At 73.8% G+C, this 18,656-nt stretch carries 16 protein-coding genes; 6 read left to right on the top strand and 10 right to left on the bottom strand.

From position 1 onward, the window contains the following. Nucleotides 1–451 precede the first annotated feature (451 nt). Complete coding sequence (locus ACFYZB_RS11300; RefSeq protein WP_388757440.1) at nt 452–2,371, bottom strand: ABC transporter ATP-binding protein; 1,920 nt, start codon at nt 2,369–2,371, stop codon at nt 452–454. Between the two features lie 96 nt (nt 2,372–2,467). Here ACFYZB_RS11300 and ACFYZB_RS11295 point away from each other — a divergent pair, with 96 nt between their 5' ends. Both ACFYZB_RS11295 and ACFYZB_RS11290 read left to right on the top strand, forming a co-directional pair. Then, complete coding sequence (locus ACFYZB_RS11295; protein WP_388757014.1) at nt 2,468–3,442, top strand: YbhN family protein; 975 nt, start codon at nt 2,468–2,470, stop codon at nt 3,440–3,442. A 41-nt stretch (nt 3,443–3,483) separates the two neighbouring features. Next, a complete protein-coding gene (locus tag ACFYZB_RS11290; protein ID WP_388757011.1) occupies nt 3,484–4,248 on the top strand; it encodes a crotonase/enoyl-CoA hydratase family protein in 765 nt (254 codons plus the stop codon). A 46-nt stretch (nt 4,249–4,294) separates the two neighbouring features. Here the strand turns inward: ACFYZB_RS11290 and ACFYZB_RS11285 are convergent, their stop codons facing one another. The 3 genes from ACFYZB_RS11285 to ACFYZB_RS11275 are packed head-to-tail and all read right to left on the bottom strand — an operon-like array spanning nt 4,295 to nt 8,486. After that, entirely contained in the window at nt 4,295–5,638 is a 1,344-nt protein-coding gene (locus ACFYZB_RS11285; protein WP_388757437.1) for an FAD-dependent oxidoreductase, read from the bottom strand. Between the two features lie 17 nt (nt 5,639–5,655). Then, entirely contained in the window at nt 5,656–7,059 is a 1,404-nt protein-coding gene (locus ACFYZB_RS11280) for an FAD-dependent oxidoreductase (protein ID WP_388757008.1), read from the bottom strand. Then, on the bottom strand, nt 7,056–8,486 hold the full coding sequence (locus tag ACFYZB_RS11275; protein WP_388757007.1) for an FGGY family carbohydrate kinase: 1,431 nt from the start codon (nt 8,484–8,486) through the stop codon (nt 7,056–7,058). Before ACFYZB_RS11275 ends, ACFYZB_RS11280 begins: the two co-directional genes overlap by 4 nt. A gap of 261 nt (nt 8,487–8,747) precedes the next feature. On the opposite strand from ACFYZB_RS11275, the gene ACFYZB_RS11270 reads away from it, so the two are divergent. From ACFYZB_RS11270 to ACFYZB_RS11260, 3 genes are all read left to right on the top strand, one after another. Next, nucleotides 8,748–9,734 carry a hypothetical protein gene (locus ACFYZB_RS11270; RefSeq protein ID WP_388757005.1) on the top strand — a complete coding sequence of 329 codons (987 nt, stop codon included), beginning with the start codon at nt 8,748–8,750 and terminating at the stop codon, nt 9,732–9,734. A gap of 43 nt (nt 9,735–9,777) precedes the next feature. Beyond that, a complete protein-coding gene (locus ACFYZB_RS11265) occupies nt 9,778–11,310 on the top strand; it encodes an amino acid permease (protein WP_388757003.1) in 1,533 nt (510 codons plus the stop codon). A 196-nt stretch (nt 11,311–11,506) separates the two neighbouring features. Then, nucleotides 11,507–12,598 (top strand): mechanosensitive ion channel family protein, encoded by a 1,092-nt coding sequence (locus tag ACFYZB_RS11260; RefSeq protein ID WP_388757000.1) that lies wholly within the window; start codon nt 11,507–11,509, stop codon nt 12,596–12,598. A 193-nt stretch (nt 12,599–12,791) separates the two neighbouring features. Here the strand turns inward: ACFYZB_RS11260 and ACFYZB_RS11255 are convergent, their stop codons facing one another. The 3 genes from ACFYZB_RS11255 to ACFYZB_RS11245 form a co-directional block, all read right to left on the bottom strand. Next, nucleotides 12,792–13,223, bottom strand: coding sequence for a hypothetical protein (locus tag ACFYZB_RS11255; protein ID WP_351208397.1), 432 nt, complete (start codon nt 13,221–13,223; stop codon nt 12,792–12,794). 33 nt (nt 13,224–13,256) lie between these two features. Then, entirely contained in the window at nt 13,257–13,724 is a 468-nt protein-coding gene (locus ACFYZB_RS11250; protein WP_388756998.1) for an SHOCT domain-containing protein, read from the bottom strand. 119 nt (nt 13,725–13,843) lie between these two features. Continuing rightward, nucleotides 13,844–14,494 carry an HdeD family acid-resistance protein gene (locus ACFYZB_RS11245; protein WP_388756996.1) on the bottom strand — a complete coding sequence of 217 codons (651 nt, stop codon included), beginning with the start codon at nt 14,492–14,494 and terminating at the stop codon, nt 13,844–13,846. Between the two features lie 190 nt (nt 14,495–14,684). On the opposite strand from ACFYZB_RS11245, the gene ACFYZB_RS11240 reads away from it, so the two are divergent. After that, nucleotides 14,685–16,094 carry a DUF2252 domain-containing protein gene (locus tag ACFYZB_RS11240; RefSeq protein WP_388756993.1) on the top strand — a complete coding sequence of 470 codons (1,410 nt, stop codon included), beginning with the start codon at nt 14,685–14,687 and terminating at the stop codon, nt 16,092–16,094. A gap of 33 nt (nt 16,095–16,127) precedes the next feature. Here ACFYZB_RS11240 and ACFYZB_RS11235 read toward each other — a convergent pair whose 3' ends face one another. The 3 genes from ACFYZB_RS11235 to ACFYZB_RS11225 all read right to left on the bottom strand — a co-directional run bounded on the left by ACFYZB_RS11235 (nt 16,128) and on the right by ACFYZB_RS11225 (nt 18,650). Continuing rightward, nucleotides 16,128–16,325, bottom strand: coding sequence for a hypothetical protein (locus ACFYZB_RS11235; protein WP_351208394.1), 198 nt, complete (start codon nt 16,323–16,325; stop codon nt 16,128–16,130). 102 nt (nt 16,326–16,427) lie between these two features. Next, nucleotides 16,428–16,961 (bottom strand): hypothetical protein, encoded by a 534-nt coding sequence (locus ACFYZB_RS11230; RefSeq protein ID WP_388756990.1) that lies wholly within the window; start codon nt 16,959–16,961, stop codon nt 16,428–16,430. Nucleotides 16,962–16,967: 6 nt separating this feature from the next. After that, the gene (locus ACFYZB_RS11225) at nt 16,968–18,650 is read right to left on the bottom strand and encodes an MFS transporter (RefSeq protein ID WP_388757434.1); all 1,683 of its coding nucleotides are present in this window, start codon (nt 18,648–18,650) and stop codon (nt 16,968–16,970) included. Between the last annotated feature and the right edge of the window lie 6 nt (nt 18,651–18,656).

Raw genomic sequence — 18,656 nt, 5'->3', positions numbered from 1 at the left:
GGCCTCCCGGACGGGCCCTGATGTCCGTCCAGACCGCGTATCCACGCGACGGCGCCTCACACGTCCGGAGGGCCACACCCTTCACTCACGGACAGCGGACCAGGCCCGCACGCCACGCGGCTGCCTCTGGAGCCGGGCAGCGTGGACGCCGTGGTGGTTCGTTGTTCCCGACCACCGGCCCCGGGTTCCCGACCACCGCTCCCGGGTGCTGGAGCAGGCGGCCGGGCAGGGGCTGCGGCCCGTCGGCGAGCGGGTGTTCCCTAGGGCCAGGGTCGCAGCCCGCACCGCCGGCGGGAGGTCATCGCGTCGGGCCGGAGACCGTGGTGCACTCGCGCCGAACCGGCACAGGTGGCGGTGGCGTGCCGACGCCTCGCGGCCCTGCCGGAGCAGGACAGACCTCGCCCGGACCCGCAGTACCGGCTTCTCGCGCCGGAGAAGACACCGTGACCGCTCAGACCGACGGTACCTCGGCCGGCTCGGCCGGCTGCACAACCGCCGCTTGCGGTGCCTCGGCGGCCCGCTCCGCGAACTGGGTCCGGTACAGCTCCGCGTACCGGCCCTGTGCCGTCAGCAGTTCTTCGTGCGTGCCGCGTTCCACGATCCGGCCGGACTCCACGACGAGGATCTGGTCGGCCGCCCGGACCGTGGACAGGCGGTGGGCGATGACCACGGCGGTGCGGCCCTCCAGGGCCTCGGTGAGGGCCTCCTGGACGGCTGCCTCGGAGGTGTTGTCCAGGTGGGCGGTGGCCTCGTCCAGGATGACCACGCGCTGGCGTGCCAGCAGCAGCCGGGCGATGGTCATGCGCTGGCGTTCGCCGCCGGAGAGCCGGTAGCCGCGCTCGCCGACGACCGTGTCGAGTCCGTCGGGAAGGGACCGTGCGACGTCGGCCAGACGGGCGCGGCCGAGCGCGGCCCAGAGGTCGTCGTCGGTGGCGTCCGGGCGGGCCAGCAGCAGGTTGGCGCGGACCGTGTCGTGGAAGAGGTGGCCGTCCTGGGTGACCATGCCGAGCGTGCCGCGCAGGGACCCGGCGGTGAGGTCGCGCACGTCCACCCCGCCGATGCGCACGGCACCCGCGTCGACGTCGTACAGGCGCGGCAGCAGCTGGGCGATGGTGGACTTGCCGGCGCCGGAGGAGCCGACGAGGGCGACGGTCCGGCCGGGTTCGGCGCGGAAGGAGATGCCGTGCAGGACCTCGGAGCCGCCACGGGTGTCGAGGGCGGCGACTTCCTCCAGGGACGCGAGGGAGACCTGGTCGGCGGCCGGGTAGGAGAAGCGGACGTCGTCGAACTCGACGGCGACCGGTCCCTCGGGGACCTCACGGGCGTCCGGCTTCTCCTCGATCAGCGGCTTGAGGTCGAGCACCTCGAAGACCCGCTCGAAGCTGACCAGCGCGCTCATCACCTCGACCCGGGCTCCGGCCAACGCGGTGAGCGGGGCGTACAGGCGGGTCAGCAGCAGGGCGAGGGAGACGACCGCGCCCGCCTGCAGGGTGCCGTGCAGCGCGAACCAGCCGCCGAGGCCGTAGACGAGGGCCAGCGCGAGGGCGGAGACCAGGGTGAGGGAGGTGATGAAGACGGACTGGGCGGTGGCCGTGCGGACGCCGATGTCGCGTACCCGTGCGGCGCGGGCCGCGAACTCCGCCGACTCCTCCTCCGGGCGCCCGAACAGCTTGACCAGGGTGGCGCCGGGCGCGGAGAAGCGCTCGGTCATCCGGGTGCCCATGGCCGCGTTCAGCGCCGCCGCCTCGCGCTGCATGCGCGCCATGCGGGTGCCCATGCGGCGGGCCGGCAGCACGAACACCGGCAGCAGCACCAGCGCGAGCAGGGTGATCTGCCAGGACAGGGTGAGCATCACGGCGAGGGTGAGCAGCAGGGTGACCAGGTTGCTGACCACGCCGGACAGGGTGTTGGCGAACGCCCGCTGGGCGCCGATCACGTCGTTGTTGAGTCGGCTGACCAGCGCGCCCGTACGAGTCCGTGTGAAGAACGCGACGGGCATGCGCTGCACATGATCGAACACAGCCGTTCTGAGGTCGAGGATGAGTCCCTCCCCGAGCGTCGCCGACAGGCGCCGCCCGAGGATGCCGAGTCCCGCCTCCGCGAGGGCGACGAGCGCGATGAGCAGGGACAGCCGGACCACCGTGCCGGAGTCGTGCCCCGCCACGATCGCGTCGACGACGCGTCCGGCGAGCACGGGGGTGGCCACGGCGAGCAGCGCGGTCACCACCCCGAGCACGACGAACCGGACGATGCCCGCGCGGTGCGGGCGGGCGAAGGCGGCGATACGGCGCAGCGTGGCGCGGGCGAACGGCCGGCGCTCGTCCTGCGCGTTCATGACACTATGCAGCTGCATCCATGCGGTGGTCTCCATGCTCATGGGAAAGAACGTAGAACCTCGACCTTCGTTGAGGTCAATGTTCCTGTCTTTTCACCCTCCGTTGGGGCGGCGCGGAGAACCTCTCGGGATGTGACTGCCGTCCCGCTTCCCCCACCTCCCCGGGAACGACTCCCCCGTCGCGTCCCCGTCCGCCAGGTGCTGTGCCTGGTGCCGCTCGCACTCGTCGCCGTGGTCGCCGTACGGAACCGCTCGCTGCTCGTCGAGGGCTTCGGCCAGCTGCGCACCGCCTCCTGGCCGTGGCTGCTCGCGGCGGCCGGCGCCACCTGTCTGACCTGGGTGGCCGCCGCGTTCACCCGTCAGGGCGCGGTGGTGCAGCCGCTGCCCAAGGGGCGGCTGCTGGCCACCCAGTTCGCGGCGGCCTCGGCCAACCACCTGCTTCCCACCGGGCTGGGCGCGGGCGCGGTGAACCTGCGCTTCATGACCGTGTGCGGGGTGCCGCTCGCCCGCTCCTCGGCCGCGCTCGCCCTGTATCTGCTGGCCGAGTGCGTGGGCCGGCTCGGTCTGCTGGCCGTGCTGCTGCTGACCTTCCCCGACGCGCTGCGGCTCGGCCCCCTGCTGCCGGACGGCTCGGGCCTGCCGCTGCTGCTGGGCGCGGCCGGCCTGCTGCTGGTGGCGGCGGCCGTCGTGGCCGTCGTACGACCGCTGCGCGCCCGCGTGTACGGGTTCGTCCGGGACGCCCTGGGCGAGGCACGTTCGGTGCACACCCGGCCGGCCCGCGCCCTCGCGCTGTGGGGCGGCTCGCTGGCCTTCCCCGCACTGCAGGCGGCCGGTCTCGCCGCGGTCGGCCAGGCGCTCCGGCTGCCGGTGCCGGTGGCGCACATGGTGCTCGCCTACCTCGCGGCGACCGTCGCGGTGGCGCTGGTGCCCACACCGGGCGGGCTGGGCTCGGTCGAGGCCGCCCTGATCGTGGCGCTGGTCGCCGTGGGCGGCCCGGCCGCGGTGGCCACGGCGGTGGTGCTCGCCTACCGCATCATCACCGTGTGGGTGCCGCTGCTGCCGGGTGCGCTGACGCTGGGGGCGCTGGTACGGCTGAAGGTCATCTGAGGCACAGTGGTCTTCTCCAGCCGAGTCGAGGGGGTCTTTCCGTGCCGGTCCGCGTGGAGCGCCATGAGTACGTCACGACGGTCGTGCTGTCCCGGCCCGAGGCCCGGAACGCCGTCGACGGGCCGACGGCCGCGGAACTCGCCGCGGCCTTCCGGGAGTTCGAGGCGGACGATCGTGCCCGGGTCGCGGTGCTGTGGGGCGAGGGCGGCACGTTCTGCGCGGGGGCGGACCTGAAGGCGATCGGCACCGGGCGCGGCAACCGCGTGGCCGAGGACGGTGACGGCCCGATGGGGCCGACCCGGATGCGGCTGTCGAAGCCGGTGATCGCGGCGGTGGCCGGGCACGCGGTCGCGGGCGGCCTCGAACTCGCCCTCTGGTGCGATCTGCGGGTCGCGGAGGAGGACGCCGTGTTCGGGGTGTTCTGCCGCCGCTGGGGCGTGCCGCTGATCGACGGCGGCACGGTACGGCTGCCCCGGCTGATCGGCACCGGCCGGGCCATGGACATGATCCTCACCGGCCGCCCCGTACCGGCCCGTGAGGCCCACGCGATGGGGCTCGTGAGCCGCGTGGTGCCGACCGGACGCGCCCGCACCGAGGCCGAGGCGCTGGCCGCGGAGATCGCCCGCTTCCCGCAGGCCTGTCTGCGCAGCGACCGCGCGTCGGTCCTCGACCAGGAGGGGCTGGACGAGGAGACGGCGCTGCGCGGCGAACTCCGACACGGGCTGGGCGTGCTGGCGCAGAGCGCGGAAGGTGCCGCCCGGTTCGCCTCCGGGTCCGGGCGACACGGGTCCTTCACCGACCTGTGAGCCACTCCGCCCCTCGGACCGCACACCGCACGGGCGACCGGCCCGCTCAGCCCACGCCCACCACGACCACGCCGCCCCCCGGATCGACCTGCCCCGTCCAGCGCGCGGTCAGGGCCAGGGTGCGGTTCGGCAGCACGGTCCCGAGGGCCGGACGCGTGTGGTGAAGGAGGCGGCCGTCCTGGTGGACGCGGAGGACCGGGCGGGTCAGCGGGGCGTGGGTGCGCAGGACGTAACGGGCGGGCGGGGCACCGGGGTTGACCCGGTTCGGGGCGATCCAGCGCAGTGGGGCCTCGACGGTCAGCGGGAGTCCCGGGTCCGGCCAGGGGGCGCCCGCCAGGAAGTCCAGGACGGCACCGGCCACCCGGGCACCCTCGTCGGCCGCCGCGCCGGCGCGCTCGACGGCGTGCAGCACGTTCCCGGCGGCGAAGACCCCGGGCCGGGAGGTGTGCAGGGCGCCGTCGACGGCGGGGCCGCGGGTGCCCGGATCCAGGGCGAGCGCGCCTCGGCGGGCGAGTTCCTGGTCGGGGACGAAGTCTCCGGTGAACACGACCGTGTCGCAGGCCAGGACGGCCGTACGGCCGTCGCGGTGGCGGACGCGGACGCCGGACAGGCGGCCGTGGCCGAGGAGTTCGGTGACCGTGGTGTGCGTCAGCAGCGGAACGCGGTCGCGCAGCCGGGCCGAGCGGGCGCGGGCCCGGCCGGTCTGGGCCCGCGGGTGCTCCGTGACCAGCGCGACGACCCCGGCCCCGGCCGCGCGCACGGTGGCGGCCGCCGCGTACGACACGTCCTCGGCGCCGACGACGACCGCGCGGGTGCCGACCCACTGCCCGAACAGATGGACCGCCTGCTGGAGTTCTCCGGTGGTGTAGACGCCGGCGGGACGGGTACCGGGCACCAGCCGGGCGGCGCGGGGGCGTTCGCGGGCACCGGTGGCCAGGACGACGGCCCGCGCCTCGACGGTCTCGGACCCTCCTGGACCGACGGCGACGAGCACCGGGCCACGCCCCGCCCCGGGACCGGCCGAGCCGGCGGACACGCGGCGGCCGCTCCCGGCAGACACCGCCGCACACCCTGCGGGTACGCCTCCGACCGGGGCTTTCGGGGCCGGTTCTGCGGTCGCCCAGTCCAGGACCGTCACGCCGGTGCGGATCACCGCGCCCGCCCGTGCGGCGGCCTCCGTCAGCAGGCGGGCGTAACGGGGGCCGGTCAGCGGATGCGCCCACGTGCCGAAGCCGCCGTGTGCGCAGTGCCGCGGCACTCCCCCGGCCTCGGCCTCCCGCTCCAGCACCTCCACCCGCCCGGCACCGGCGGCGGCCAGCCGTGCCGCGGCGGCCAGTCCGGCGGGGCCGGCGCCGATGACGAGGACGTCGACTCGGCGAGAAGTCGGCATACCGGAATGCGGTCCCGTCATGCCCGGCCCCTCTCGAACAGCTCCCGCACCGCCGCCCCGCAGTAGAACCCCTGGCACCGGCCCGCCCGGGCCCGGGTACGGCGGCGCAGGCCCTCCAGCGTGCGGGGCGGGACCGTCCCCGCGAGGGCGTCCCGGATCTCGCCCCGGGAGACGCGCTCGCAGTGGCACACGAGCGTGCCGTACGCGGGGTCCGCGGCGATGAGTTCGGGCCGCTGACAGGGGCGCGGGAAGGCCTCGCCGAGGTTGGGCATGGTCACCGGGTCGAGATCGCGCACCGGACCGAGGCCGAGGCCGGTCTCGGCGAGCAGGCCCGTCACATGGGCGGCGATGGCCAGGGACGCGGTCAGGCCGGTGGAGCGGATGCCGCCGACGGTGACGTACGCGTGCTCGGGGTGGGCGGCGATGCGATAGTCCTCCTGTCCGGTGGCCGCGCGCAGCCCGGCGTAGACGGCGGTGACCTCCTCGTCCAGGAGGGCGGGCAGGATGCGGCGGCCCTTGGCCCTGAGGCCGGCCAGGCCGTCGGCGGTGGAGCCGGTGGCCCCTCTGTCGTCCAGGTCCTCGGCGGTGGGACCGAGCAGCACGTTGCCGTGAACGGTCGGCGCGACCAGGACGCCCTTGCCGAGCGCGGTCGGGACGGGCAGCAGGATGTGCCTCACGAGCGGGCGGGCGAACTTGTCGTACACGAGGAGCTGGCCGCGGCGCGGGGTGACGGTGAAGTCCTCGTGGCCGAGCAGCCGGTCGACGGTGTCGGCGTGGAGTCCGGCCGCGTTGACCAGGTGCCGGGCCTGCAGCGTGCCGCGGGAGGTGGTCAGGCGGTGGCCGTCCGGTGTGTGACTCGCCTGCTGTACGGCCGTGTTCAGGTGCAGGTCCACTCCGGCGCGGACCGCCTGGGTGGCGTACGCCAGGGTCGTCGTCCAGGGGCAGATGATGCTCTCGCCGGGCACGTGCAGGGCGCCGAGCGCTCCGGGGCCGAGGTGGGGCTCGCGGGCGTACAGCTCGCCGGGGCCCAGCAGGCGCGTGTCGTGGCAGCCGTTGCGCCCGGCCTTCTCCGCCAGCCGGGGCAGCGTGGCGAGCTGCTCCTCGTCCCAGGCGACCAGCAGGGCGCCGATCCGTTCGACGGGGATGCCGGACTCGGCCGCGTAGGCGCCGAGCCGGTCGTGGCCCTCCCGGACCAGCCGGGCCTCCAGGGTTTCGGGGACCGCGTCGAAACCGGTGTGCAGGATCGCCGTGTTGGCCTTGGAGGTGCCCTGCCCGACGTCGTCCTGGGCCTCGACGAGGGCGACGCCGAGGCCGGGGTGGCGGGCCAGTTCGCGGGCGACGGCGCAGCCGACCACCCCGGCGCCGACGATCGCGACGTCGTACGTCCGGGCGGGCAGCGGGCCTTCCGCGGTGACGGTCACGTCTCGAGCAGTGCCTCGACGGCGACGCGGAAGCCGGCACGGCGTTCGGCGGCCTGGTCGGCGCTGACGCGGGGTTCGTACACGGCGGCGGGCTTCCAGTCGGGCAGGGCCTGTTCGACGCCCAGGGTACGGTCCGCGCCGAGGCGGGCGAGGGCGGCCGCGCCGAGCGCGGTCGCGTCGGGCAGCGCCGAGACCTCGACGGGGCGTTGCAGCAGGTCGGCCTGGGTCTGCATGAGCAGGGCCGAGCGGGTCAGGCCGCCGTCGACGCGGAGCGTGTCGAGGGGGGTGCCGAGGTCGGCGGCGGCCGCGTCGGCGAGTTCGGCGACCTGGGCGGCGATGCCCTCGCACAGGGCGCGCACCACGTGGCCGGGGCCGGTGTCGAGGCCGAGTCCGGTGAGCGAGCCGCGCAGGTCGCCGCGCCACCAGGGGGCGGCGAGCCCGGCGAGGGCGGGGACGAAGGTGACGCCGCCGCTGTCGGGGACGGCGCCGCCGACGGGGTCGAGGTCGGCGGCGGAGGAGAGGACACCGAGGTCGATCAGCCAGCGGACGGCGGAGGCCGCGGTGTAGACCTGGCCGTCCAGGCAGTAGGCGGTGGATCCGGCGAGCCGCCAGGCCACGCAGCTGACCAGGCCGGAGGCGCCCCGCCGGGGCCGGTCGCCGGTGTGCGCGAGCAGGAACGCGCCGGTGCCGTAGGTGCACTTGGCGGCGCCGGGCGCGGTGACGCGCTGGGCGAGGAGGGCGGCCTGCTGGTCGACGATCAGTCCGGTGAGCGGGATCTCGCGGCCGAATGCCGTGGTGGTGCCGATGTGCTGGGCGTTGTCGGCCGGCTGCGGGAGACGTTCGTCGGCCAGGCCGTACATCTCCAGCGCTCTCGGCGACCACTGCGCGCGGTCCAGGTCGAGGAGCTGGGTACGGCCGGCGGTGGCGGCGTCGGTGGCGAAGGCGCCGGTGAGGCGGTGCACCAGCCAGGCGTCGGAGGTGGTGACGACGCCCTCGCGGGTGAGGTGGCGGCGGATCCAGGCCATCTTGGGGGCGGCGAAGTACGGGTCGAGGGGCAGCCCCGTCAGGTGGCGCAACTCCTCGGCGTGCCCGGCGAGTTCGGTGCACACGGTCTCGGCGCGCCGGTCCTGCCACACCAGGGCGTCGGTGAGCGGGCGGCCGTCGGCGGGGTCCCAGGCGAGGACGGTCTCGCCCTGGTTGGCCAGGCCCAGCGCCGCGACGTCCTCGCCGGCCTCGGCGAGTGCCTGCCGGCCGGCGTGCACCACGGAGTCGTACAGCTCGGCCGGGTCCACCTCGACCAGGCCGCCGGGCAGGTACCGGGGGCGGACCCCGGCGAACCCGGAGCCCAGGACGCCACGTTCCGGACAGACCACGAGGGCCTTGGTCCCGGACGTGCCCTGGTCGACGGCGAGCACCGGAGCCGTCACCGCGCCCTACCCCACTCCGCACCGAAGATCACCGAACCAGCCTGCCGCCGTGGTGCACCCGGCGTCAAGGAAACCGGGCCGGCGGGCCCCTCAACTGGCCTGAAGGAATGGTTGAGTTGGCAACAATGGCAAGGCGGAACATGCGCCTCTATAGTGACCGCCGACCAGCGCGCCACACCTCGATCGCCGCCCAACAGGAGAACTGTTGCCACGCCACCCCGCCCGTTCGCCCGCGCGCCAGTGGCCCGGGGCAGACGGCTGATGGCCCGAGAAGGACCCCGTCCCTCCTACGATCCCGCCGGCCCCGACCACGCCCTGCGCGCCGCGCTCCAGGACCTGCGCACCGGCCGTTGGATGGCCATGCGCGAGCTGCTCGCGGACACGCCGCCCGGCCGGCCGTGGACCCAGCGCACCCAGGTCCTCGGGGCGGCCGCCGCCGGCACCGACGTGGTGCGCGCCTGGCTCGCCGAGGAGCCGGGCAGCGTCCACGCCGTGGTGATGCAGGCGCGGGTCGGGGTGGAGCGGGCCCTGCGGGGCAGGCGCGAACGGCACCGCCGTACCCACGAGTTGTGGATCGAGGCGTGGGACGCCGCCCAGTCCGCCACCGGGATCGCGCCGCAGGACCCGGTGCCCTGGGTGTGCCTGCTGGCGCTGGCCCAGCTGGATCCCGAGCAGCGCTGGGAGGAGCACCGGGTGCCCGCGCCCGAGCCGATGCTGCCGCCGGGGCCGTGGGGGCTGCTGGCCGAGGCCCACAAGAGGGACCCGTACAACCGCGAGGCCCACCACCGGATGCTCCAGTTCCTGTACGCGCGCGGCGGCTCGGGCCGGCTCGCGGAGGCCGCGGGCTACGCCCAGTGGGCCGCCCGGCAGGCGCCGCCCGGCTCGGCGCTGCACCTGCTGCCGCTGTACGTCCGCGTCGAGCGCTACCGGCGCGAGAGCGGGCACGACGCAGCGCTCGACCTGCACTGGGTGGCGGAGGACGCGGCCCGCGAGGCAGGCCGTGCCCTGCACTCCTGGTTCGAGCACACCCGGGGCGCCGAGCGCTCGCTGCCGGACCTCAACCACCTGGCCCACGCCCTGTGGGGGTCGCTCCAGTTCCCCGACGCGGCCAGGGTGTTCGACGCCATCGGGCCGTACTTCACGCCCCCGCCCTGGATGTACCGCACGCCCGAACGCGACCGTGCCGTGGAGGTCTTCACCCAGGCCCGGGACCGCTGCCGGGCGGCCGCGGACGGCTCCCGCACCTGAACGGCCCCTGTCCCCCCGATCCTCGTGACCCGGAGGTCCCCGCATGTCCCCCACCCCCGAGCCCGCGCCCTCCGCGGGCCTGCCCCAGCACGACGAGGAGAAGCGGCTGCGCGAACTCGGCTACCGGCCGGTGCTGGCCCGCCGCATGGGCGGCTTCGGCAACTTCGCGATCAGCTTCTCGGTGATCTCGATCCTGTCCGGCTGCATGACCCTGTACGGCTTCGGCCTGAACACCGGCGGCCCGGCGGTGATGCTGTGGGGCTGGGCGGGCGTCGGCCTGTTCGTGCTGTGTGTCGGCCTCGCGCTCGCCGAGGTCACCAGCGCCTACCCGACCTCGGGCGCCCTGTACTACATGGCCGACCGGCTCGGCGGCCGGCGCTGGGGCTGGTACACCGGCTGGTTGAATCTGCTCGGTCTGCTCGGCGCGATCGCCGGTATCGACTATGGCGCCGCCCTGTTCACCGGCGCGTTCGCGAACCTGCAGTGGGGTTTCACGCCCACGCCCGGGAAGACCATGCTGATCTTCTGCGCCATCCTGCTGCTGCACGCGGTGCTGAACCTGTTCGGCGTGCGCCTGGTCAGCCTGCTCAACTCGGTCAGCGTGTGGTGGCACCTGGCGGGCGTCGCGCTCATCGTCGGCGCGCTGGCGATCGTCCCCGACCACCACCAGTCGGCGTCCTTCGTGTTCACCGAGTTCGTGAACGACACCGGCTGGCACAACCCGCTCTACGTGGCGGCGATCGGCCTGCTGCTCGCGCAGTACACCTTCTCCGGCTACGACGCCTCCGCCCACCTGTCCGAGGAGACCTCGCAGGCCTCGGTGTCCGCGGCGCGCGGCATCGTGCGGTCCATCTGGGCGTCCTGGATCGCCGGCTTCGTCCTGCTCGCCGGGCTGACCTTCGCCATCCAGAACTACGACGCCACGCGCAACACCGCCACGGGTGTGCCGCCCGCGCAGATCCTGCTCGACGGCCTGGGCACCGGCGGCGCGAGGGCCCTGCTGCTGGTGGTGATCGTCGCCCAGCTGTTCTGCGGCAACGCCGAGGTCGCCGCGGCCAGCCGGATGGTGTTCGCGTTCAGCCGCGACGGCGCGCTGCCCGGCTCGCACCTGTGGCGCAAGGTCAGCGGCCGCACCCAGACACCCGTCGCCGCCGTGTGGCTGTCCGTCGTCGTGGCCGGTGTGCTCGCCCTGCCCTCGCTGTACTCGGCGACGGCGTACAACGCGGTCACCGCCATCAACGTCATCGGCATCACCCCCGCCTACGCCATCCCGGTGCTGCTGCGGCTGCGCGCGGGCGACCGTTTCCGGCCCGGTCCGTGGCAACTGGGCCGCTGGAGCAGGCCGATCGGCTGGATCGCGGTGGTCTGGGTGGCCCTGGTGACCGTGCTGTTCTGCCTGCCGCAGGCCTCACCGGTCACGGTCGACTCGATGAACTACGCGGCGGTGGCGCTCGCCGTCGTCCTGGTCCTCGCGACCATCTGGTGGTACGTCGCCCGCCGTTCGTACGGCACCCCGACCGCCGCCGCGTACGGCAGCGACCGCGACCAGGCGGAACTCGCGGAGGGCATCATCTGAGCCAACGCACGTGCGTCACCGCCCGAGAAGCGCCGGTCCGGGTGCGAACTGGTGTTCCGGATACGGCAGGATGAACGATCGCGCCGGCCGACGGGGTTCCTCCGGCCGGCGCGATCGCACATCCGGCACATCGAGCAGGTGACAACGTGACGAGACTCCACAACACCCCGGCAGGCGCGCACCCCGGAGGTGACCGGTGAACCGCGCGCTGACCCTGGACGACCTCGTCCTCGCCGGAATCGCGGTGGCGGCGGGCCTGTTGCTCGCCTTCATGTCCCGCACCCTGCTGCGCTGGCTCGCCAAGCACGCCAAGCGGACCCGCTGGAGCGGAGACGACGTCATCGTGGACGCCCTGCGCTCGGTCGTGCCGTGGGCGGCGATCGCGGGCGGTGCGGCGGCGGCCGCGGCGGTGCTGCCGCTGACCCGGACGGTCCAGCACCACACCGACCAGATCCTCGAGGTGTGGCTGATCTTCGTGGTGACCCTGTCCGCGGCACGGGTGATCGCCGGTCTGGTCCGCACGGTCACCCAGTCCCGCTCGGGCGTGGCGGGTTCGGCGACCATCTTCGTGAACATCACCCGGATCCTGGTCCTGGCCATCGGCTTCCTCGTGGTCCTGCAGACCCTCGGCATCTCCATCGCGCCCCTGCTGACCGCCCTGGGCGTCGGCGGTCTGGCGGTCGCCCTCGCCCTGCAGGACACCCTCGCCAACCTCTTCGCGGGCATCCACATCCTGGCCTCCAAGACGGTCCAGCCGGGCGACTACATCCGGCTGGGCAGCGGCGAGGAGGGGTACGTCGTCGACATCAACTGGCGTCAGACGACGGTCCGCCAGCTCTCCAACAACCTGGTGGTCATCCCCAACGGCCAGCTCGCCAAGGCCAACATGACCAACTACACGCATCCGGAGCAGCGGTTGACGGTGCTGGTGCAGGTCGGCGTCGGCTACGACTCCGACCTGGAGCACGTGGAGCGGGTCACGGCGGAGGTGGTCGCCGAGACCATGCGCGAGGTCGAGGGCGCCGTACCGGAGCACGAGCCCGCGATCCGCTTCCACACCTTCGGCGACTCCCGCATCGGCTTCACGGTGGTCCTCGGCGTCGGCGAGTTCAGCGACCAGTACCGCATCAAGCACGAGTTCATCAAGCGCCTGCACCGCCGCTACCGCGCGGAGGGCATCTCCATCCCCGCCCCCGCCCGGACGGTGTCGCTGCAGCAGGGTGCGGTGGTGATCCCGCAGCAGCGGAGCGGCGACGACCTGGCGGCGGGGTCGCCCCGGGGCGACTAGTTCACCGGAAGGCGACGTTCGCCCGTCGCGACGGGACGAACGTCGCCCGTCGGAGCACCCGGCACCAGCTCCGAACGGCGGAGGCGGGTTCTTGCCGACGGAGCCGCGCAGCCCGGGCGGCCCGGACAGCGGGCAGCGCCTGCCGCGCTCACCGACCACGAGCGAGGCACAGGCGCTGCCCTGCCGGCCCCCGCTACGGGATCTCGGCGGGCTCCTTCCCCTGGACCACGCACAGGGCCCAGATGATGAATCCGGACAGGGCGATCATCACGACGGACCACACCGGGTAGTACGGCAGGGACAGGAAGTTGGCGATGATCACCAGTCCGGCGATCGCCACGCCGGCGACGCGTGCCCACAGCGACGGCGTGAACAGCCCGAAGCTGACGATCACAGCGATCGCGCCCAGCACGAGATGGATCCAGCCCCAGGTGGTGAGGTCGGCCTTGAAGACGTAGTTGGGCGTCGTCACGAAGACGTTGTCCTGGGCGATCCCCATGATGCCCCGGAACACGCCGAGCAGCCCGGCGAGCAGCAGCATGACGCCCGCGAAGGCCGTCAGGCCGCCCGCCCAGGCCTGCCTGGTGCTGCGGGTGTGGGCGCGAGCGGAGGGGGTCGTGGTCATACGAGGGCCTCGATTCGTTCTCGTGGGCGCGCCTCAGCGCCCGGAGGGGGCGTGGAAGGTGTCGGAGGGCCGGGCCGGGCCGGCGCCGCTGAGGACCAGCTCCTTGGCCCTGCGGAACTCGTCGTCGGTGATCTCACCGCGGGAGCGCATGGCGGAGAGCTTGGCGAGCTCGTCGGCGCTGCTGGTGGGGGTCGTGCCCTGCGCGGTCTGCCGGACATAGGAGTCGAAGGCCTCCTGTTGCGCCCGCGCCTGCGCCACCTCCCGCTCCCCCATGCCCTTGCCGCGGGCGATCAGGTAGACCAGGACGCCCAGGAAGGGCACCACGATCACGAAGAGTGTCCAGGCGGCCTTGGCCCAGCCGTTCATGCCGTCGTCGCGGAAGACATCGACGATGACCCGGAACAGCAGGACGAACCACATGATCCACAGGAAGAACACCAGCATGGACCAGAAGACACCCAGCACCGGATAGTCGTACGCGAGGTAGGTCTGCGCGATCATGTCTTTCCTCCATCCAGGGCACCGGCTCGCATGGGCCACCGCGCCCTTCTCTGCCGTTCTCACCCTGCACACGGCCGGAACGGCACGTCCTCACCCGAGGCGGGTGATCGTGCGCCCGGTCAGTCCATGGGGCCGGGTGCACCCGGCAGCTCCCCGCTCCTGCGCAGCGCGGTACGCCACGCGAAAGCGGCCGCCAGCTCCGCCAGGCCCAGCAGCACGAGCCACAGACCGAGCAGCCGGGTCAGCGCCCGCGCCGACTCGGCGGGCAGCGCCAGCACCACGATCCCGGCCACGATGCCGAGCAGCGCGGCACCCAGGACGAAGCCTCGGTGCGGCAGGTCCTTGGCTGCGATCGCCGTGTAGAGAGTGAGGGCGCCGGACACCAGCCACACGAGTCCGACGACCAGCGCCAGCGCGGTGACGGTCTGCAGCGGATGGCGCAGGCAGAGCACGCCGGCCAGGACGTACAGCACGGCGACCAGCAGGCCGGGCAGCCGGTCTCCGTGGTTCTCCCGCGCGAACGCCGTCACGAACCGGATCGCGCCGTCGAGCAGCAGGTAGAGGCCGAGGACGACGGCGAGGACGTGCAGCGTCTCGTCCGGCCAGACGAGGATCAGCACGCCCGCCGCGAGCGTCACCACCGCCGACGCCAGGATCCAGGTCCAGGAACGGGCGAGCGCCGTCATGGCCTGTGCGGGGCCGCCCGTGCCCGCCTCGCCGGTCGGATACGACAGCCCGGCCCGCGGTCGCTGCCCACGCGGTTCCGTCATGGCTCCTCCTCGCGCGCTCGGCACAGGCCTCGCTCGGGCTGCCGGAGGGGGCGGCCCGCGGCCCTGGAGGGGACAGCTTTCCGGGGGCGGCCGGTGTCCCGGATCACCCGCTGCGGGTGATCCCTCCGCCCGGACCGGGCGGTGGGGTGGAGCGCACGGGCCCACGGCCGCCGGCCCAGGAGGGTGGATCATGACCACACCGAGTGCCGTCACCGTCGCTTCGTCGCCGGCCGACCGGGCGGCCCTGGGCAGGAGGGCGCGCAGGCGCGCGCCGCGCTCGGTCCACGGCGTGTTCGAGGCCGCGCGGGACCGGCCGGACGTGGTCGACGTGCTGGAGCGGCAGTCGGCCACGCGGGTACCGGAGTTGGTGCCGATCCGCTACGGCCGCATGCTCGAATCGCCCTTCCGTTTCTACCGTGGCGCGGCGGCGGTCATGGCCGCGGACCTGGCCCCGCTGCCCGCGACCGGGCTCCAGGTCCGGTTGTGCGGGGACGCCCATCTGCTGAACTTCGGGCTGCTGGCCTCGCCGGAACGGCATCTGGTCTTCGACATCAACGACTTCGACGAGACGTTCCCGGGCCCGTTCGAATGGGACGTCAAGCGGCTGGCGGCCAGTCTCGCCGTCGCGGGGCGCGGCAACGGCTTCACGGAGCGGGAGCAGGACGACGCGGTGCGCACGTGCGTGCGGGCCTACCGGGAACGGATGCGGGAGTTCGCCGGCATGCGCACGCTGGACATCTGGTACGCCCGGGACGACGCCGACCTGATGCACGGGCTGCTGGCCGCCTCGATGGACGAGGAGAGCAGGCGCCGTACGGCCGAGGCGGCCACCCGTGCCCGTTCCCGGACGCATCTGCGGGCCGTCGCCAAGCTCACCCGGCTCACGCCCGAGGGCCGCCGGATCGCCGCGGACCCGCCGCTGCTCACCCCCCTGCGGGAGCTGCGGGGCGAGACCTCCGCCGACGCGGAGGACAGGCAGCTCCAGGCACTGCTGGAGTCGTACGCGCGCAGCCTGCCCTCGGACCGTCGGCACCTGCTGCGGCACTACCGGCTGGTGGACATGGCGCGGAAGGTGGTGGGGGTCGGCAGTGTCGGCACCCGGTGCTGGATCCTGCTGCTGCTCGGCCGGGACGACGACGATCCGCTGCTGCTGCAGGCCAAGGAGGCACAGGAGTCGGTGCTCGCGGCGTACACGGGCGGCGAGGGTTACGACAACCAGGGCCACAGGGTGGTGGCCGGGCAGCGGCTCCTCCAGGCGGCCAGTGACATCTTCCTGGGCTGGACGCGCGCCGTGGGCCTCGACGGGCGCGACCGGGACTTCTACGTACGGCAGTTGTGGGACTGGAAGGGCAGCTTCCGGCCGGAGAGCTGGGACCCGGCGCTGCTGAACCTGTCCGGCCAGGTGTGCGGGGCCGCCCTGGCGCGGGCCCATGCGCGCTCCGGCGATCCCGTCGCCATCGCCGCCTACCTCGGGGGCGGAGACGGCTTCGAGCGCGCGCTGACCGGGTTCGCGCAGGCCTACGCGGACCGCACCGAGCGGGACTTCGAGGCGCTGGGCGCGGCGGTCCGCTCGGGCCGGATCGTGGCGGCCGGCCTGTGAGCGACGGCTGCGCGGGCGGCCTGTGAGCGGCGGTCATTCCGGCAGCTGCCGCATCTCCACGATCCGGAGTCCCAGCGACTGGCAGCGGTTCAGCAGCCCGTAGAGCTGCGCCTCGTCGATGATGGGACCGAACAGCACCGTCTGACCGGACATCATCACGTGATCCAGCTCGGGGAAGGCCTTGGTGAGGGTCTCCGACATGTGTCCATCGACGCGGATCTCGTAGCGCATGGGCCGTTCTCCCGCCGCGGGCCTGCTGCGGTCTTGCCTGCGATCCTGCTCCGCCCGGCCGCACCGGGCCTCACCCGGCACAGGTGATCCGGGGCCCCGGCTTCAGTGCGACAGAGCGATCTTGAACGTGGTGATCGCCAGGCCGAGCAGCAGATTGACCGCGGCCGTGCCCGCCACGAGGCGCCAGGGTGCTCCCGCCTGTCGTGCGCCGGCCGCGGACCAGCCCACCTGGCCGGCCACGGCGACGGCGACCGCGAGCCAGACCGCTCCGTCGACGTCCAGGCCGAGCAGCGGGCTGACGGCGACGGCGACCGCGGGCGGGACGGCCGCCTTGACGATCGGCCATTCCTCGCGGCACACCCGCAGGACCGTCGGCCGGTCCAGGGCCCGCTGCGCGAGACGGGCCCCGAACAACTGGGCGTGGACGTGGCCCACCCAGAAGACGAGTCCGGTGAGCAGCAGCAGGACGACCAGTTCCACGCGGGGGAACTTCCCCAGCGCGCCGGCGCCGATCACCACCGACGCGGCGAGCATCGACCCGTACACGGCACCCGTGTAGTCGGCGTGGGCACGGCGCTCGGTACGGCGTTCCCGGGCCGAGGCGCGGCCGGTCGAGGACATCGCCTTCGCCTTCATGCCCACTCACTCCAGGGCGCTCGCGACCCCGGCGGCCGGTGCGCCGCCCTGCGAGGCCGGCGCACGTCGGGCCGATGCGGTCGGCAGGTGCGGGGTGACGAGGAGGCCGGCGAGGGTGATCCCGCCGGTGGCGAGGATCGCCGCCTTCAGACCGTCGAGCTGTGCCGAGGCGTACGAGGCGGTGAGGGCGTCGACCTCGGCCGGTGGCAGTCCGGCGCGCTGGGCGGCCGTGCGCACCTGGTCCGTGGGCACGAAGCTGATCCCGGCCGCCAGGGCGACGCCGGTCTGCTGCTTGGTCTGGGCCGACAGCTGGGGGTGGCTCTCCACCCCGGCGGTGAACGCGTGCGTCAGCGCCCCGATGAGCATCGACCCGATGAGCGCGGTACCCAGCGCCGAACCCAGGTTCTGCGCCGTGAACTGCAGGCCGCCGACCTCGCTGCGCTCCGCCTCGCCCGCGCTCGACTGGACGACGTTGCCCAGCTGGGAGGCGAGCAGCCCCATGCCGATGCCGAGCACCGCCATCGCACCGGCGAACTGCGCGTTGTCGATCTTCGGTTCGATGGTGGCGAGCAGCCAGACGATGGCCACGGCCAGCGTCAGCAGGCCCAGCCGGACGACCCGGCGCGGCCCCAGTGTGCGGCCGAGCCGGGCGGCGCCGAGGGAGGTGACGAGCATCGTGACGGACACCGGGAGCAGCCGCAGCCCCGTCTGGAAGGCGTCGAATCCCTGCACCACCTGCAGGTACAGCGGGATGGTGAAGAACAGTCCGAGCAGGATCAGGTTCTGGCTCAGCAGGGTGAGCAGACCGGAGCGCAGGGGCGGCCGGCCGAGCAGGGACAGGTGCATCAGGGGGTCGGCGCCCGCGGCCTCCCGCCTGCGGTCCCAGCGCACGAACAGGGCCAGCACGGCCACCCCGGCGGCGACGACGAACAGGGTGGGCGCGAAGCCCAGCACGGTGAAGGGCGCGTTGCGCGGGTGCACCCAGCCCCAGGTGCTGCTCTGCAGCACACCGAGCACGCCCAGCCCCAGTCCGCCCGCCGAGAGCACTGCGCCGACCACGTCCAGCCGGGGCGGCGGTCCGGTCCGCTCGGCCTCCTTGATCACCCGGTGGCACAGCAGCACGACGAGGACGACCACGACCTCGCCCGCGAAGACCAGCCGCCAGGTCAGATACGTCGTCACCCATCCGCCCAGCAGCGGGCCGACCGCGATGCCGGCCCCCGCCAGTCCGCCGATCACGCCGTAGGCGACGGCCCGGTCCCTGCCGCGGTAGGCCTCGGCGACCAGGGCCGCCATCGCGGGCAGCACCATCGCGGCGCCGAGTCCCTCGATCACCGACCAGCCCAGCGCGAGCACCCACAGGGTGGGCGCCAGGGCGGTCAGCGCGGAACCGATGCCGTAGACGATCAGGCCGAGCAGGAACAGCCGGCGACGGCCGTGGATGTCGCCGAGCCTGCCTCCGATGATCATGAAGGCGGCCATGACCAGGGCGTACAGGGTGATCACGGCCTGGATGGCGGTGACCTCGGTGTGGAAGTCCTCGACCAGTTGACTGATGGAGACGTTCATGACGGACGTGTCCAGGACCATCAGGAACTGGGCCGTCCCCAGCACCATCAGGGTGCGCCAGTGTGCCACGGTGTCCACCACCTCGCCGAGTGCTCCCGCCCCCTCAGGGGAGCGGGAGATGCCGCT

Origin of the sequence: Streptomyces sp. NPDC001852 (genome assembly GCF_042891825.1) — a bacterium.
Taxonomy (GTDB): domain Bacteria; phylum Actinomycetota; class Actinomycetes; order Streptomycetales; family Streptomycetaceae; genus Streptomyces.
The sequence above is the reverse complement of the archived record's forward strand: the minus strand, read 5'-3'. Positions and strand labels throughout refer to the sequence as shown.